At 68.9% G+C, this 14,290-nt stretch carries 16 protein-coding genes; 4 read left to right on the top strand and 12 right to left on the bottom strand.

The window, feature by feature from the left end; all coding sequences use genetic code 11:
• Window position 1: 1 nt before the first annotated feature.
• Genes ABD912_RS02305 through ABD912_RS02295 form a run of 3 tightly spaced genes read right to left on the bottom strand, consistent with a single transcriptional unit; the run spans window position 2 to window position 1,449 of the window.
• Window positions 2-325, bottom strand: coding sequence for a putative quinol monooxygenase (locus ABD912_RS02305; RefSeq protein ID WP_345148159.1), 324 nt, complete (start codon window positions 323-325; stop codon window positions 2-4).
• 24 nt (window positions 326-349) lie between these two features.
• The gene (locus ABD912_RS02300; protein WP_345148157.1) at window positions 350-1,003 is read right to left on the bottom strand and encodes a hypothetical protein; all 654 of its coding nucleotides are present in this window, start codon (window positions 1,001-1,003) and stop codon (window positions 350-352) included.
• Window positions 1,000-1,449 (bottom strand): MmcQ/YjbR family DNA-binding protein, encoded by a 450-nt coding sequence (locus ABD912_RS02295; RefSeq protein WP_345148156.1) that lies wholly within the window; start codon window positions 1,447-1,449, stop codon window positions 1,000-1,002. The genes ABD912_RS02300 and ABD912_RS02295 overlap by 4 nt, the downstream gene beginning before the upstream one ends.
• A 22-nt stretch (window positions 1,450-1,471) precedes the next feature.
• Here ABD912_RS02295 and ABD912_RS02290 point away from each other — a divergent pair, with 22 nt between their 5' ends.
• On the top strand, window positions 1,472-2,407 hold the full coding sequence (locus ABD912_RS02290; protein WP_345148154.1) for a DUF1206 domain-containing protein: 936 nt from the start codon (window positions 1,472-1,474) through the stop codon (window positions 2,405-2,407).
• Here the strand turns inward: ABD912_RS02290 and ABD912_RS02285 are convergent.
• Window positions 2,389-3,138, bottom strand: a complete 750-nt coding sequence (locus ABD912_RS02285; RefSeq protein ID WP_345148153.1) for an alpha/beta hydrolase family protein — start codon at window positions 3,136-3,138, stop codon at window positions 2,389-2,391. The two genes, ABD912_RS02290 and ABD912_RS02285, sit on opposite strands and share 19 nt — an antisense overlap.
• 106 nt (window positions 3,139-3,244) lie before the next feature.
• Window positions 3,245-3,730 (bottom strand): cupin domain-containing protein, encoded by a 486-nt coding sequence (locus tag ABD912_RS02280; protein ID WP_345148152.1) that lies wholly within the window; start codon window positions 3,728-3,730, stop codon window positions 3,245-3,247.
• Window positions 3,731-3,956: 226 nt separating this feature from the next.
• Between ABD912_RS02280 and ABD912_RS02275 the strand changes: the two genes are divergently transcribed.
• Window positions 3,957-5,180 carry a pyridoxal phosphate-dependent aminotransferase gene (locus ABD912_RS02275; protein ID WP_345148151.1) on the top strand — a complete coding sequence of 408 codons (1,224 nt, stop codon included), beginning with the start codon at window positions 3,957-3,959 and terminating at the stop codon, window positions 5,178-5,180.
• Between the two features lie 29 nt (window positions 5,181-5,209).
• Window positions 5,210-5,611, top strand: coding sequence for a RidA family protein (locus tag ABD912_RS02270; protein WP_345148150.1), 402 nt, complete (start codon window positions 5,210-5,212; stop codon window positions 5,609-5,611).
• 32 nt (window positions 5,612-5,643) lie between these two features.
• On the opposite strand, the gene ABD912_RS02265 is transcribed toward ABD912_RS02270, so the two are convergent.
• Window positions 5,644-6,183, bottom strand: a complete 540-nt coding sequence (locus ABD912_RS02265; protein ID WP_345148149.1) for a helix-turn-helix domain-containing protein — start codon at window positions 6,181-6,183, stop codon at window positions 5,644-5,646.
• Between the two features lie 154 nt (window positions 6,184-6,337).
• Between ABD912_RS02265 and ABD912_RS02260 the strand changes: the two genes are divergently transcribed.
• On the top strand, window positions 6,338-7,816 hold the full coding sequence (locus tag ABD912_RS02260; RefSeq protein ID WP_345148148.1) for a Na+/H+ antiporter NhaC family protein: 1,479 nt from the start codon (window positions 6,338-6,340) through the stop codon (window positions 7,814-7,816).
• Window positions 7,817-8,000: 184 nt separating this feature from the next.
• Here ABD912_RS02260 and ABD912_RS02255 read toward each other — a convergent pair whose 3' ends face one another.
• From ABD912_RS02255 to ABD912_RS02230, 6 genes are all read right to left on the bottom strand, one after another.
• Window positions 8,001-8,441 carry a CoA-binding protein gene (locus tag ABD912_RS02255; RefSeq protein WP_345148147.1) on the bottom strand — a complete coding sequence of 147 codons (441 nt, stop codon included), beginning with the start codon at window positions 8,439-8,441 and terminating at the stop codon, window positions 8,001-8,003.
• Between the two features lie 180 nt (window positions 8,442-8,621).
• Window positions 8,622-9,494 (bottom strand): MetQ/NlpA family ABC transporter substrate-binding protein, encoded by an 873-nt coding sequence (locus tag ABD912_RS02250; protein WP_345148146.1) that lies wholly within the window; start codon window positions 9,492-9,494, stop codon window positions 8,622-8,624.
• A gap of 86 nt (window positions 9,495-9,580) precedes the next feature.
• On the bottom strand, window positions 9,581-10,810 hold the full coding sequence (locus ABD912_RS02245) for an acyl-CoA dehydrogenase family protein (protein ID WP_345148145.1): 1,230 nt from the start codon (window positions 10,808-10,810) through the stop codon (window positions 9,581-9,583).
• Window positions 10,811-10,818: 8 nt separating this feature from the next.
• Window positions 10,819-12,051, bottom strand: coding sequence for an acyl-CoA dehydrogenase family protein (locus ABD912_RS02240; protein ID WP_345148143.1), 1,233 nt, complete (start codon window positions 12,049-12,051; stop codon window positions 10,819-10,821).
• Window positions 12,048-13,484, bottom strand: coding sequence for an NtaA/DmoA family FMN-dependent monooxygenase (locus ABD912_RS02235; protein WP_345148141.1), 1,437 nt, complete (start codon window positions 13,482-13,484; stop codon window positions 12,048-12,050). Before ABD912_RS02235 ends, ABD912_RS02240 begins: the two co-directional genes overlap by 4 nt.
• Before the next feature lie 94 nt (window positions 13,485-13,578).
• Window positions 13,579-14,289, bottom strand: a complete 711-nt coding sequence (locus ABD912_RS02230) for a methionine ABC transporter permease (RefSeq protein ID WP_345148244.1) — start codon at window positions 14,287-14,289, stop codon at window positions 13,579-13,581.
• Window position 14,290 lies beyond the last annotated feature (1 nt).

The raw sequence follows: 14,290 nt of genomic DNA, 5'->3' as shown, positions 1-14,290 counted from the left end.
CTCAGCCCTCGATCCGCAGTTCTCCCATGCGGTCCCAGCCCTCGCCCTCGACGGAGCGGCTGACGATCAGCGGGGTCTCGGCCAGGGCCGGGCGCATGGCCTCCAGCCCGGCCGCGAAATGCTCGCTGCCCACGTGGGCCTCGGCGGCGTCGTCCCGGAACGCCTCGACCAGCACGAACTCGGCCGGGTCCTCGACGCTGCGCGACCATTCGAACCAGAGGTTGCCCTCCTCGGCGCGGGTGGCCTCGGTGAAGGGGCGCACCCGCTCCATGAAGGTGTCGGTGAATTCGGGCTTGGTGCGGAACTTAACGACGATCAAGATCATTCCTCCACCCTAGCGGGCCCCGAATCAGCCGTCGGCCCCCGCGCGCAGGGCCTCCTCGGCGGCGGCCACGCCGTCCTCGCACCAGCGGACCTGGTCCGGGGTGCCGACCCTGCGGGCCTCCCGCAGGGCCGCGCCGAAGGCCTCGAGCGCATCCGCGTGCTCGCCGGCCTCGTATAGGCCCCACCCCAGGTTGGCGTGCAGCGCCACGGCCCAGCGCTGGGTCCGCGGGTCCGGGGAGGCGAGCGCGGTGGCCAGGCCGCGGCGGGTCCACTCCCCGGCCCGCACCGGGTCGGCGATGGCGAGCATGTGCAGCGCGTCCGTGGCCAGGAAGTCCAGCCGAGCCCCGGCGGCCAGGCCCGCGGCGCGGGCGAGCTGCACGACGGCGAGGGCCGGCTTCCCGGCCGCGTTCAGCACCCGCCCGTGCTCGAGGGCGATGCGCACCCGCAGTTCGGTGCGCTCGTCCTGGGTGAAGCCGGGCAGGGTCAGGGCGTCCTCGATGTCCTCCAGCAGCCCGACGGCGTCCTCGTAGCGTCCCTGCAGGCCCAGCGCGCGGGCCACCTGGGTGAGCAGCACGGCCCGGTCGGCGCCGGTGGAGGCCGCGGACTCGTCCCGGAACCTTTGCTCGCTGGCGGCCGGGTCGGCGAAATCCCAGAGGTCGTCGAGGTCTTCCTGGTTCACTGGGGACTCCTTTCGGCGGGGCCGGGATCGGCGCCGGACGGATCCGCGTCCGCGGAGCCTCCCGCCAACCCGGCCCAGTGCAGTGCTTCGCGGTCGGCCCGCGGCAGCGACGCCACCACGAGGTCGTAGGAGTCCTCCACCAGGTCGCGCAGCGTGCGCTCGTCAAGGGTTCCGGAGCAGTCCACGGTGTTCCAGTGCTTCTTGCTCATGTGGTAGCCGGGGGTGATCTCCGGATGGGCCGCGCGCAGCTGCTCGGCCAGGACGGGATCGCACTTGAGGTTGATGCGGACCCGTGTGTCCCCTTCCGGCCACAGCAGCGCGAACATCTTGGCGCTGCGGCCGGCCCGGGCGCGCACCTTGTACACGGCGCTGTCCGGGCCGAAGGGGAAGTCCTCGAAGGCCCCGGGCTGCTCCATGCAGAAGGCGCGCACCTGTTGGTAGTCCACGCGCAAATCCTATGCTGTAGGCATGGTGGGACCACAGCACGGCGCTTCGGGCGAGCCTTCGAAGGACAGCGCCAAACGGACGGCGCGCAAGGCCATGGATGCGGCCTCCGAGGCCGGCGGGAAGGCGGCCGACGCCGTTGAGCGCAGCACCGACAATCCGTGGTTCGAGCGCGGGGCCCGGGCCGGGTACGTCGCCAACGGCATCCTGCACGGGATGCTCGGCGTCCTGGCCTTCCAGCTGGCGCTGGGCGAGAAGGCATCCGCGGACCAGACCGGTGCGCTGGAGAAAATCTCCCAGCAGCCGTTCGGCGCGGTGCTGTTGTGGGCCGGCTTCGCCGCCTGTCTCCTGCTGGGACTGTGGCACCTGGTCTCCGCCGTCTTCGACAAGGGGGGCCTGCGGACCCTGAAGCGGAACAAGCCGACCACGAAGTCCGGCCTGAAGCGGTGGAAACCGATCCTCAAGAACCTCGGCCTGGGCGTCACGTTCCTTGCCGTCAGCGGGCTCTTCGTCCTCTTTGCCGCGGGCAGCAGCCCGGACAGCTCCGAGAACACCAGCCGGTTCAGCGCCCAGCTGATGTCCACGCCGGGCGGCACTTTCCTGCTGCTGCTCCTCGGCGCGGTCATCCTCGCAGCGGGCCTGTTCTTCGCCTACCGGGGCATCCTCCACAAGTTCGAGGACGAACTGGCCCTGCCCTCCGGCCGCACGGCCCGCCGGGCCGTGCGGATCCTCGGCATGGTCGGGTACATCGCCAAGGGCGTGGCGCTGGGATTGCTGGGCCTGCTGTTCATCGTTGCGACCCTCCAGCACGATCCGGAGGAGTCCACCGGCCTGGACGGGGCGCTGAAGTCCCTGGGCGACCACCCGTACGGCCCACCGCTGCTGGCGGTGATCGGCGTGGGCCTGCTGTGCTATGGCGGCTACCTGGTGCTGCGCTCCCGCTACGACAGGATGGACTGAGCGGCAGTGCTGTCCAACCAGCTCCGGACGTCGTTCCAGTGCGGGGCCGACGGGTCGATCGCAGCCAGGTGGTCCAACTCATTCAGGCAGTGGAAATCCGGATGATCCCCTGCGCGGCGTGCTTGGGAGACGTAGGCCTCCGAATGCCGCAGTGGGACCCGGGCGTCCGTGGCACCGTGGACAATGAGAGCGGGAATGTCCAGCGGCAGCCGCCGGATCGGTGACGCTGCGGCATAGTCGTCCGGGCGGCGGTCCGGTCCGGCACCGAAGAATTCGGCGGCCGCGTCCTCGCCGAGGCGTTCCTGGTAGGTCCTTTCGATGTCGGTGACCGGCGCCAAAGCGACGGCGGCATCCAGCCGCGCGGCATTCAGGAGTACCAGCTGTCCGCCGACCGAGTGGCCGATGCCGACGACGGGCCCGGCCTGCCGGCGCCCCCAATCACTGCGGCGGATGGCGTCGATGGCGGCCTCGGTATCCTCAAAGGTGCCCGGCCAGCCGCCGCCGTTTCCGTTGCTGCGGTATTCGATGTTCGCTGCGGCCCAGCCGTGGGCAACCAGGTCCCGGGCCAGCGGAACCATGAGGGAGGCTGTGTGCCGTGCGCGCCAGTAGCCGCCGTGGACCAGCACGGCCAGGCCTCTGGCGGGCCCGCTGCACGCATCTTGGTATTCGACGGTCTGGGCCGGGTGCGGTCCGTAGCGCAGCAGTCCCGGTGGTGCTTCTTCTGCGGGCATGATTGTTCCTTCACTCAGGCGGGCACCCTGTACTGCGGAGGTTTTCACCGCGGGTGCCCGCCTGCCGGCGGACCGGGGTCCTGGATCCTGGGTCTTGGGGCGGCGGTCAGGCGCCGGGAACGGAGCCCGGGGGAAGGAAGTCGACGTCGTGCAGGGCCGAACGACGGACCACTTCCTCCGGATCCTCCAGATTGTGCAGTTGGTCGAACAGCTGCGAAAGGCGCCCGGCCGGGCTGACCCAGAACAGGGCCTTGCCAGGCGTTTCACCGCGGTTGTAGTAGGCGTGCGGCAGATTCTTGGGCATCCGGACGGTGTCGCCGGGGCCCGCGGTCTCCCATTCACCGTCCAGGTACAGCGTGTAGATGCCTTCCATGATGTAGATGTGCTCGTCCTGGGTGGGGTGCACGTGCGGGGGCACGCCGGTGCCGGCGGGATCCAGGGAGAGCCAGGCAAAGCTGGTGGCGCTTTCCACCTTGGCCAGGTAGGTGTGGCCCAGCACGTTCCATGTCTTATTGCCCGCGGCTTCGCTGGCGAGGGTAATGCCCTTGGGCAGGGCACCGAGTACGATTTCCTGGTTCTGCGGGGTTGCCATTCTGTCTCCTCCATCAGATTTTCCCGGGCCGGACGGACCGGGACCTGCTGCTTCTGTCACTGCTGCCGAGCCGGGGCATCGGTAGTGGCCAGCAAAAAAATTAGTATCACTAAAACTCTTGCAACGCTAGTAAAACTGGATCTAGGGTGAGACCAGCCTCGCCGATCAGCCGCCAACGGCCGACTTCTGGCACCCAATTCATTTCGCAAGCTAAGGAAGTACCCGCATGCGCCGTCTCATGACCCCCCGCTTCAGTCCGCTTGAGGGCGGGCTCTTTTCATCCGTCTCCAAGGCCGACGTGGGGGAAGGAGCGGGTGAGCTCATCAAGGCGGGCGTCGATGTGATGGCCTGGGCCGACCCGTTTTTCCCGGATCCGTCGATCCCTGCGAGCGTTCAGACGGTGATGGCGGAGGCGGTCGCGTCCGGCCTGCCGTCGCACTACACGATGCCCATCGGCAGCGCCGATCTGCGGGGCGTGATCGCCGGCAAGCTCGGGACGCGCAACGGAATCACCGCGGACCCGTCACGGAACATTCTGGTCACCCCTGGCTCCGATTCCGGGTTGCTGTATGCCATGATGCCGTTTCTTGAGCAGGGGGACGAGGTACTGGTCCCCGATCCGAGCTACCCGTCGAATTTTGCGAACTGCCGGCTGCTGGGGGCCGTTCCGGTCTCGGTGCCGCTGCGCGCCGAGGACGGCTATCAGCTCGACCCCGCGGCCCTTGAAGCGGCGCTGACCCCTCGGACGAAAATGGTCCTGATCTCGCACCCCAACAACCCGACAGGCACCGTCTTCCGGCGCGACACGCTCGAAGCCCTTGCCCGGTTCGTCGTCGCCCATGACCTCATCCTCGTCTGCGACCAGGCCTTCGAGGACCATGTGTTCGACAATATCGAAATGGTCAGCCCCGCGACCCTTCCGGGCATGTGGGAGCGCACCGTTACCGTCTTCTCGGTTTCCAAGGGACTGGGCCTGAGCGGATTCCGCGTTGGCTACCTGGTCGCCGACGACCGGATCATGGATGTCTTGTACGGGGGCGCGGTCAACGTCCTGGGCGCCACCAGCACCTTGTCCCAGATCGGGGCGGCCGCCGCCTTGAAGGATGAGACGATCCTGCCGGCCTATTTCGACATTCTGGACAGGCGGAGACGGCTGGCCCACGCGGCGTTCTCCGCGGTTCCCGGGGTGAGGATGCAAATGCCTGAAAGCGGCATTCTTTCCTGGCTGGATATCCGGGCGCTGGGAACGGCAACCGAGGTATCCGCGCACATTCTCCGGACCGCCCGCGTGCTGGTCAACGAAGGCGAGCCGTACGGCGCCGAAGGAGCCGGGCACCTGCGGATCGTCCACGGGTGCTTCATGGATGAAACCCGCGCCGTGGACGCCTACTCCCGCATTGCCGGCGCCCTGCAGCTGCTTTCCCGGGACAGCCAGCTGCTGCCCGCATAGACCCCTCAACCGAACCAACTGGAGAGATCATGTCGAATACCCTCACCACAGCGCGGGCAATTACCAGCCCGACGGCTCCCGCCGCCATCGGCCCCTATTCCCAGGCCGTGGCAGCCGGGAACCTGGTCTTCGTCTCGGGACAACTACCCATCGATCCCGCCACGGGCGCCTTCGTGCCCGGCGGCGCCGCCGAACAGGCCGAACGGTCGATTGCCAACATCAAGACCGTCCTCGAAGCGGCTGGCCTCGGCCTGACCGACGTGGTGAAAACGACGGTGCTGCTGGCCGACCTTGCCGATTTCGAGGCGGTCAACGCGGTCTATGCCCGGCATTTCGGCAGCGGCATCCCGCCGGCACGCTCGACGTTCCAGGCAGCGGGCCTTCCGAAAGAAGCACTCGTCGAGATCGAGGCAATCGCCGCAACCGCCTGAGTCGGTGCCCTACGGACAGGGCTCGAGCGGGCCTAGGGAAAGGGCGGAGTCACGGATACCAGGAAACGGCACGGAACCGAGCCCTCATTGACATAGCGGTGCCGCACCGCCGCATCGAAGGTAATACTCTCCCCCGTCCCAACCGCATACCGCTCATCTTCGACGTACACCGCGATGTCGCCCTCGATCACGAACGTGCACTCCGTTGACGCATGCGACCAGCCCTCGGGCGACGTCGCCTCTCCGGGCTCAAGGCGTCCGAGCAGGACCTCCAAATCCGAACGGCCCGGAGTGAGCCGCTCATAAACCAGATGGCTTTCGGCCGTGGCCAGGCCGGGCCTGCTACCCGGCCGGCTGACATGAACAGAAGCGGGCGAGGACTCGGCGAAAAGCGTGGCCAGGTCGGCACCGAAGGCCGCCGCGATCCTGCGGACCGTCGCCAGACTCGGATCGGTCTTCCCTCGCTCGATCTGGCTGATCAGCCCGGGCGTCACGGACGCCGCGTCCGCGACATCCTTCAGGGTCATGCCCCGCTCCTTGCGCAGGGCACGAAGTTTCTCTGGAAGCACCATCCATCCTCACCTGAAGCCTGCCAAAATTTCAGCCTCATTAAATTTTATCGAAATCATTGCACTGACACTACATAAGTGATCTTATCGGCTCCAGCATTATGTAGCCCCGATCAAACCGCATTTTCTGACATTGTCCTCTTCTTGAAGGATTGCCATGACCGAGCATTCTAGCGTTTCCCAAGTCCTGCGCTTCCGGGGAGGGTGGGTCGTTAGCTTCGTCCCGCTTCTCGTCTTCCTCGCCACCTGCGTGGCCTACTTCGTCGTGTTCAAGGCATTCGACATGACGGCCCTGGCCATGGGGGCATTCCTCGGCCTCCTTGCCGGAGCACTGTTCGCCCGGGATTACAAGGGTTTTTGGGACGCGGCCCTACGGGGTTTCGCGAGCCCGGCCTCGATGACCATCGTCGCCATCCTGTTCGTGATCGGCATGTACTCGGAGCTCATCAAGGTCTCACAGCTCTCAGGCGGTTTCGTCTGGCTCGCTGATGCCCTCGGCGTCGGCGGGGCGGCATTCACGGTCTTCACGTTCATCGCCGTCTGCGCGGTCTCCATGTCGACCGGATCCTCAATCGGAACCATGTTCACCGCCTTTCCGATTTTCTTCGCCGCCGGCCTGACCCTCGGATCCGATCCCGCCATGCTCGCCGGAGCCATCCTCTCCGGCGCGATCTTCGGCGATAACCTTGCCCCGGTCTCCGATACCACCATCATCTCCGCTTCCACCCAGCGCTTCCGCCACAAGGATGCAACCGCCGACATCGGAGGTGTGGTCAAGTCCCGGCTGCGCTACGCACTGGCGGCGGCCGGCGTGAGCGTCGTCCTCTTCGCAATCCTGGGTGGAAGCCCGACCGGGGCAACCACCGACATCCTCGCCGAAAACTCCAACCCCGCAGGGCTCTGGATGCTGATCCCCGTCGCCGTCATGCTCGCAGCAGCCATCATCACCCGGGACATCTTCAAGGCCATCACCGTCGGCCTTGTCCTCGGCACCGCCACGGCCCTGGCCACCGGCCTCATCGGCTGGCCCGACGTCCTCAATGTCACCGAGGGTGCACCCGGCGGCTACCTGGTCACCGGCATTCAGGGAATCCTCGGAACCGTCGCCCTCGTCATCGGAGTCTTCGGCATCATGGGCGTCCTGGTGGAAGCCGGCGTCCTCACGAAGGTCGCCTCCGCGCTGATCCGCGGCCGGCTGGGCAACACTCCGGCGGGCGCCGAAGCGTCCATCGCCCTGGGCATCAGCGCCTTCACCGTGCTCTTCGGTGGAGTCAACTCCGCCTCCATGATCACCTTCGGCCCGGTCGCCGACGAGATCGGTGCCCGCGTGGGCCTGCACCCCTACCGCCGGTCCAACATCATGGACTGCTTCGCCATGGGCCTGAGCTGCATCGTCCCGTTCCTCAGCGCCTTCCTCTTCGTCGGTGCCACGCTGATCGGCGGATACGACATTCCGGAAATCTCCGCCGGCGCCCTCTTCGCCGGAACCCTTTATCCCCTGACGCTCACACTCGTCATGATCGCTTCCATCATCTTCGGTTGGGGCCGACGCTTCGAGGCCGCCGACTCAACTCCGACCAAGGTTCCCACCCTCGAACCGGCCATGGAAATTGCTGAACCGGTGGCGGTTTCCTGACACGGAACACCCAAAAGGGCGGGCCCGGCAGCAAAACAGCCGCCGGGCCCGCCCTTTATTTCATCGCATTCACCGCGGCCTGCCGGCCCTTTTATACGGCCGTTTAAGGTGCCGAGCGGGAAAACCGCTCCCAACTGGCCACCAGCCCACCAAAAACAAGCCCCATAGGGTTTAGCAACGCATCCTAGGACCGGACTTCCATCACGGGGCAGGTGTTCATCACGACGTCCAGTCCGGCGGCCTTGGCGCGGGCGGCGGCGGCCTCGTCGATCACGCCCAGCTGCAGCCAGACGGCCTTCGCACCGATCTCGATCGCCTGGTCCACCACCGGCCCCACCTTGGTCGAGTTCACGAAGCAGTCCACGACGTCCACCGGCCCCGGGATCTCGTCCAGCTTCCGGTAGCCGGTGCGGCCGTGGACGTCATCGCCCTTCAGCGAGACCGGGATGATCTCCATGCCGAGCCGGTCCATCAGGAACCGGGAGACGCCCACCGCGGCCCGCCGCGGGTTGCTGGACAGTCCGACGACGGCCCACCGCCCCGGGGTGTCCAGCAGCCGGCGGACGACGGCGGGGTCGTTGGTGTGGCGCGGCGGCGTGGCCTGGGGCGTCGGTTCCGTGGACATGCCCCCACGGTAGCCGCCCCGGCCGCGCCGACCCAGCCCGGGCCCGTGGTTTGTTCCTCACATGCGTGGTGCGGATGAGAGTGCGGGGATACGGCTCCGCGGCCGGGCCCGTGACGGGCCCGGCCGCGAAACTGCGGCAGCCGGGGCGGGGATGCCGCCCCCGCCATCAGCTGGCCGGAATCAGACGTTCCAGGTGGCGACGTCGGCGATCGGGTCGCGGTCCCACGGGGTGGGCAGCACGCCGCCGAGGTAGCTGGCGAACCACGCCTTGACCTCGTCGGACTGGTAGGCCGCCTTGAGCGCCTTGCCCTTCTCCGTCTCGACGAAGCCCGGCTTCGCGGCGACGATGCAGATGTACGGCAGGGAGTCGGCGTCCTCCTCGAACAGCAGCGCGTCCTCCGGGGTCATGTCCAGTTCAGCGCCCAGGCGCACGAAGAGGAAGCCCGCGTCCACGTCCGGCAGGGTCTTGGACAGGGACTGCTGGTCCACCTCGACGAAGCTGAAGTTCTTCGGGTTCTCCAGGATGTCCTTCTGGGACACGTGGATGACGCTCTTGCCTTCGGTGATCTTCAGTTCGCCGTGCTTGGCCAGCAGCGCCAAGGCGCGGCCGTTGTTGGCCGGGTCCACCGGCAGGGCGATCTTCGCGCCCTCCGGCAGGTCCCCGATGCTCTTGTGCTTGGTGGAGTAGATGCCGCCCGGGGAGCCGTACATGTAGAACGCCGGTTCCAGTTCCAGGTTGTTGTCGGCCTTGAACTGCTCCAGGTAGGCGCCGTGCTGGAAGTAGTTGGCGTCGAACTCGCCGTTGGCGACGGCGATGTTCGGCTGCACGATGTCGGTGACGTACTTCGCGTCGACCGTCCACCCCTGGCCCTCGAGGATCTTCTGGGCGATCTTGGTGGGCTCCTGGTACGGGGCGGACTCGGTGACGATCAGCTTGATGGTCTTGTCACCGCCCGCCGAAGCGCCGCCGGTCAGGCCGCAGCCGGTGAGGGTGCCAAGGCCGGCGAGGGCGCCGAGGCCCAGGGCCCCGGTGAGGAAGGAACGGCGTTCCATGGTGTGTCTCCTTTTGGGTCAGGCAGAGATGTGGGAAGCAGGTTGGTCGGGGGTGAAAAACGGTGCGGGGCGGATCCGCCACCGGGTCAGTCCGTCCGGCGGGCCTCGCCGATCGCGTTCAGTCCCACCGGGGCAACCCCGTTGACCAGGTGGTCGCCCAGCTGCCGGGCCTTGAAGGCCGCCGGGTTGTGGGTGGCGACGGTCTGCGCGTTGCGCCAGTGCCGGTCCAGGCCCTTGGCGGTGGACACCGAGGACGCCCCGGTGGCCTCGAACAGCTGCTGCGCCGCGGCCAGGGCCAGTTCGGGCACCACGACCTGGGCGTTGTCCACCGCGACGTTCGCTCGGACGAAGTCCCGTTCCTGAAGCGCCGCATCGATCTCCCGGGCGGCGGCAACGACGGCGGCCTCCGCCGCGAACGCCTTGGCCCCGATCTTTCCGACGATCTGCAGGATCAGCGGGTCCTCGCGGAACAGTGCGCCGGATCCGGTGTTGAAGGTTCTGGTGCGGCTGCGCACGATCGAGGCTGCCTCGTCGCGGGACGCCCGGGCGATGCCGGCGAGCACGGAGAGCAGCACCAACTGGAAGACGGCGCTCTGGTGCGTGGCCTCCAGCCGGCGCGGGAACACGTCGCCCGCCTCGACCCGGGCCCCGTGGAAACGGGTGGTTCCGGTGCCGGTGAGCTTCTGCCCGAACCCGTCCCAGTCGTCCAGGATCTCCACGCCCGGCTGCCCGGTGCGCACGATCGCGAAGTGGCGGTCCTCCCCCGAGTCCAGGCCCGCCGTCACCATGGTCCATTCGGCGAAGATCGTGCCGGTGGAGTAGAACTTCTCGCCGTCGAGCCGGTACCCGTCGTCGTCAAGGACCAGCCGCGTCGCCACGGAGCCCAGCGCGTTCCCGCCCTTCTCGGTGGAGGCGTTGCCGACGGTCTCCCCGGCCGCGGCCCGCCCGTACCAGCGTTCCTGGACCTGCGCCGATTCCCAGCGCAGCGCCTCCACGAACCCGATGTGGGAGCGGTAGAGGTGGGCCACGTTCGGGTCGGCGGCGGCCAGGTCCACCAGCAGGCGCACCAGGGTCTCGAGGGACGCGCCGAAGCCGCCGTGGCTCACGGGCACGCGCAGGGCACCGAAGCGCTCCTCGTTCAGCCAGCGGACCGCCTCGAACGGCAGTTCGCGGGCCAGGTCCCGGCCCAACGCCCCCTCGGCGATGCGCGCGAAGACGGGGGCGAAGCGCGCGGCCAGTTCCGCGTAGCCGGTTTCCTCCGCGTCGGCGGCGGTGCCGGCGGCGCTGCCGGGTTCGGTGGTGTCAATGACGGTCAAGGCGGTCCTTAGCGGTAGGCGGAGGGGATCGGCTCGGTGCCGTTGAGGAAGAAGCGGCCGAGCTCGTTGTACTTGTAGGCGACCGGGTCGTGCAGGGTGTGGGTGCGCACGTCCCGCCAGTGGCGGTCGAAGCCGTAGCCGGTGCCGGCCGCGCGGGCACCCATCGCGTCGTAGACCTTCGCCGTGACGTCCAGGGCGACCTCGTGGGCGAGGACCTTGGCGGCGGCGACCTGCTCGGCGACCCCGGCGCGCTCGGCCGCGGTCAGGGCCGCGCCCTGGCCCCAGGCCCAGTCCAGTGCCTGCGCGGCCTCGCGCACGACGGCGGACAGCCCGGTCAGGTGGGCCACGAAGCTGCCGTAGTGGTTGAGGATGAACGGGTCCTCGGCCGCGCTCTCCAGGCCCTCGGCGTGGTACCAGGGGCGGGAGGTGGAGCGCGTGTAGTCGCGGGCCGCGAGCACCGCCCCTTCCGCGGCGGCCAGGTAGGCCGTGGAGAACAGCAACTGGAAGGCCGGGGTGGCGAGCACCTGGTGCGGGGCGCGGGCCTCGTCGGAGGCGCCGAGGTCGGCGACGACGGCGGCGTCCGGGACGAACACGTCGCGGAACTCGATCGTGTTGGTGGCGGTGAGCCGGGAGCCGAGCACGTCCCAGTCGTCGTGGCGGACCACACCCTCCCAGGCGGTGTCGATCAGCAGCGCGAGCCGGGTGGAGGTGCCGTCCTCGCGGGTGAGGATCGCGCGGCCGTAGATGCGGTCGGCAACGTAGGAACCGGTGGCGAACGGCTTCCTGCCGTTGATGACGTAGCCGCCCTCGACCCGGCGGGCCTGCACCTGCTGGCCCTGCGGGGTGCCGGTGGAGGAGAAGAGCCAGCCGCCGGCGAGGGTCTGCTCCGCGAGGCGGGCCGCGGCGTCGTCGTCCAGGTCCAGATACGGGAAGGCCTGGAAGATGTAGTGGTACCCGAGCAGCTGGGCGGTGGAGTTGTCCTGCCGACCGATGCGCTGGACGATCTCGAAGGCGGTGCTCCAGGAGATGCCCTCGCCGCCGAAGCGCGCGGGCACGGTCAGCGGCAGCAGCCCGGAATCGCGCAGGGCCTGGGCCTCGGCGACCGGGGGCCGGTTGGCGGCGTCGCGTTCGCGCACGTCGGCGGCCAGCGCCTTGCCCAGCGCCTCCGCGGCCTCGAAGAGTTCCCGCTCGCGGTCGCTGGGGACGGGCGCCCCGTGGCGGGTCAGGAGGCTGGCGGTCACTGTCCCGCTCCCGCCGGCACGCCGGTGGCGGACCGGTTGGTGGCGGCGGCCGAATTGGCGCCGAAGGCCCCGCGGAAGCGGGCGGCCGGGTGGGTGGGTTCCAGCAGCGGGCCGCGGCCGAAGACCTTTTCGCGCAGCGTGCCCGGGGCGTACTCGGTCTGGGCGAGCCCGCGGCGGCGCAGCTCGGGAAGCACCCCCTCGATGAAGTCCGTGAAGGAGCCGGGGATGATCTGGTTGATGATGTTGATGCCGTCCACGCCGGCGTCCTGCCAGCGTTCCAACGTGTCCGCGATCTGCTCCGGGGTCCCGGCGACCTGCATGCTCTTGGCACGGTAGCGGGCCAGGTCGCCGATGGTGGGGTTGCCCCCGGGCACGGAGTCGCGGACCGCGGCCAGCACGCCCTGCCCGCCCTCGGTGCGCACGTCGCCCAGCGGGGTGTCCAGCGGCAGGCCGCCGAGGTCGATCCCGAAGCCGCCGCCGATGTGGGCGACGATCGCGTCCAGGTCCAGGTACTCGTCGTACTCGGCCTGCTTGCGGGCGACCTCCGCCTCGGTGGAGCCGATCACGAAGGACAGCCCGGCGAACACGGCGACGTCGCGCTCCCCGCGGCCGGCCTCGACGGCGAGCCGGCGGACGGCGGCGACGTTCTTGGCCACATGCTCCGGGTTGGGGGCGAAGAGGAAGGTGGCCTCGGCGTTGGCGGCGGCGAAGGCGCGCCCGCGCCCGGAGGAGCCGGCCTGGAAGAGGAACGGGGTGCGCTGGGGGCTGGGGGCCACCAGGTGCGGGCCGTCGATCGAGTACCGCGTGCCGCGGTGGTTGATCTTGTTGACCAGGGCCGGGTCGGCGTGGATGCCGCGGATCTTGTCCTGCAGCAGCGCGCCGTCCTCCCAGGAGCCCTCCCACAGTTTGTAGGCGGCCTCCACGTACTCATCCGCCCAGTCGTAGCGGTCGTCGTGGGCGGTCAGCCCGTTGCCGCCGAAGTTGCGGTGGGCGTTCTCCAGCACGGAGGTGACGATGTTCCAGGCCACGCGGCCGCCGGTGAGGTGGTCCAGCGTGGACAGCTGGCGGGCCAGCTGGAAGGGATCGGACTGGACGACGGAGCTGGTGACCGCGATGCCGATGTCCCGGGTGGCCCCGGCCAGCGCGGAGGCCAGCACCAGCGGATCGTTCGCCGGCACCTGCAGGCCGCGGCGCACGTGGGAGGCCCACCCGCCGTCGTGGTCGCCGTAGAGGCCCACGACGTCGGCGAAGAACATGGCGTCGAACTTGGCGTCCTCGAGCTGGCGGGCCAGGTCCGTCCACAGCGAGAGCTCGTTGAAGCGGTGCTGCTGGGCCTCCGGATGGCGCCACTGGCCACCGAGGATGTGGCTGGTGGTGTTCATCAGGAACGCGCTGAGCAGCAGGCGCGGACGGCCGGTCGCGGTGGTGGGCATGGTGCTCCTAGGACGAAGGTGGTGCGGAAGGTGGGGCGGGGCGCGCCAGCGGGCGCCGGCGTCGTGCCGCGCAGGGGACCCGGCTGCCCCGCGCTTAGCGGCGCTTGTCGAAGCGGCGGGCCAGCCGGGTGCCGCCGATTTGGACGGCCTGGACCAGCACGATCATCAGGATGATCGCCAGGAACATCACGCCGGTCTCGTAGCGGTAGTACCCGTAGCGGATGGCGAAGTCGCCGATGCCGCCGCCGCCCACCAGGCCCGCCATGGCGGAGTAGCTGATGAAGCTGACGGTCATGATGGTGATCGATCCGACCAGCGCGGGCTTGGCCTCGACCAGCAGCACGTCGCGCACGATCTGGCCGCGGGTGGCTCCCATCGCGCGGGCCGCCTCGACGACGCCGCCGCCGAGCTGGGTGAGGTTCTGCTCGACGAAGCGGGCGAAGTACGGGATGGCGTTGATGGTCAGCGGCACGATCACCGCGGCCGTGCCGATGGTGGTGCCGACGATGAAGCGGGTGATCGGGATGATCGCGATCAGCAGGATCAGGAACGGGAACGAACGCATGGTGTTCACCAGCCCGTCCACGACCTTGTGCAGCTTCGGGCGCGGCTTGAGCCCCACCGGGGACATGGAGTAGAGCCAGATGCCCAACGGGGTGCCGACCAGCACGGCCAGCGGGATGGCGACCAGCAGCATGGCAAAGGTCTGCCCCATCGCCACGGCGATCTCCGGCAGCAGTTCGACGACGCGGTTCAGGTCGAAGGCGGTGGCGCCGTTGGCGGGGAGGGCGGCCGCGACGGACACG

Source organism: Arthrobacter ginkgonis, assembly GCF_039540195.1.
Classification (GTDB): domain Bacteria; phylum Actinomycetota; class Actinomycetes; order Actinomycetales; family Micrococcaceae; genus Zafaria; species Zafaria ginkgonis.
The sequence above is the reverse complement of the archived record's forward strand: the minus strand, read 5'-3'. Positions and strand labels throughout refer to the sequence as shown.

Coding starts and splice junctions, on each gene's coding strand:
- ABD912_RS02260 (WP_345148148.1), top strand. CDS start 6,338: ATGACCGAGCATTCTAGCGTTTCCCAAGTCCTGCGCTTCCGGGGAGGG.
- ABD912_RS02285 (WP_345148153.1), bottom strand. CDS start 3,138: ATGCCCGCAGAAGAAGCACCACCGGGACTGCTGCGCTACGGACCGCAC.
- ABD912_RS02280 (WP_345148152.1), bottom strand. CDS start 3,730: ATGGCAACCCCGCAGAACCAGGAAATCGTACTCGGTGCCCTGCCCAAG.
- ABD912_RS02270 (WP_345148150.1), top strand. CDS start 5,210: ATGTCGAATACCCTCACCACAGCGCGGGCAATTACCAGCCCGACGGCT.
- ABD912_RS02305 (WP_345148159.1), bottom strand. CDS start 325: ATGATCTTGATCGTCGTTAAGTTCCGCACCAAGCCCGAATTCACCGAC.
- ABD912_RS02275 (WP_345148151.1), top strand. CDS start 3,957: ATGCGCCGTCTCATGACCCCCCGCTTCAGTCCGCTTGAGGGCGGGCTC.
- ABD912_RS02250 (WP_345148146.1), bottom strand. CDS start 9,494: ATGGAACGCCGTTCCTTCCTCACCGGGGCCCTGGGCCTCGGCGCCCTC.
- ABD912_RS02235 (WP_345148141.1), bottom strand. CDS start 13,484: ATGCCCACCACCGCGACCGGCCGTCCGCGCCTGCTGCTCAGCGCGTTC.
- ABD912_RS02255 (WP_345148147.1), bottom strand. CDS start 8,441: ATGTCCACGGAACCGACGCCCCAGGCCACGCCGCCGCGCCACACCAAC.
- ABD912_RS02265 (WP_345148149.1), bottom strand. CDS start 6,183: ATGGTGCTTCCAGAGAAACTTCGTGCCCTGCGCAAGGAGCGGGGCATG.
- ABD912_RS02290 (WP_345148154.1), top strand. CDS start 1,472: ATGGTGGGACCACAGCACGGCGCTTCGGGCGAGCCTTCGAAGGACAGC.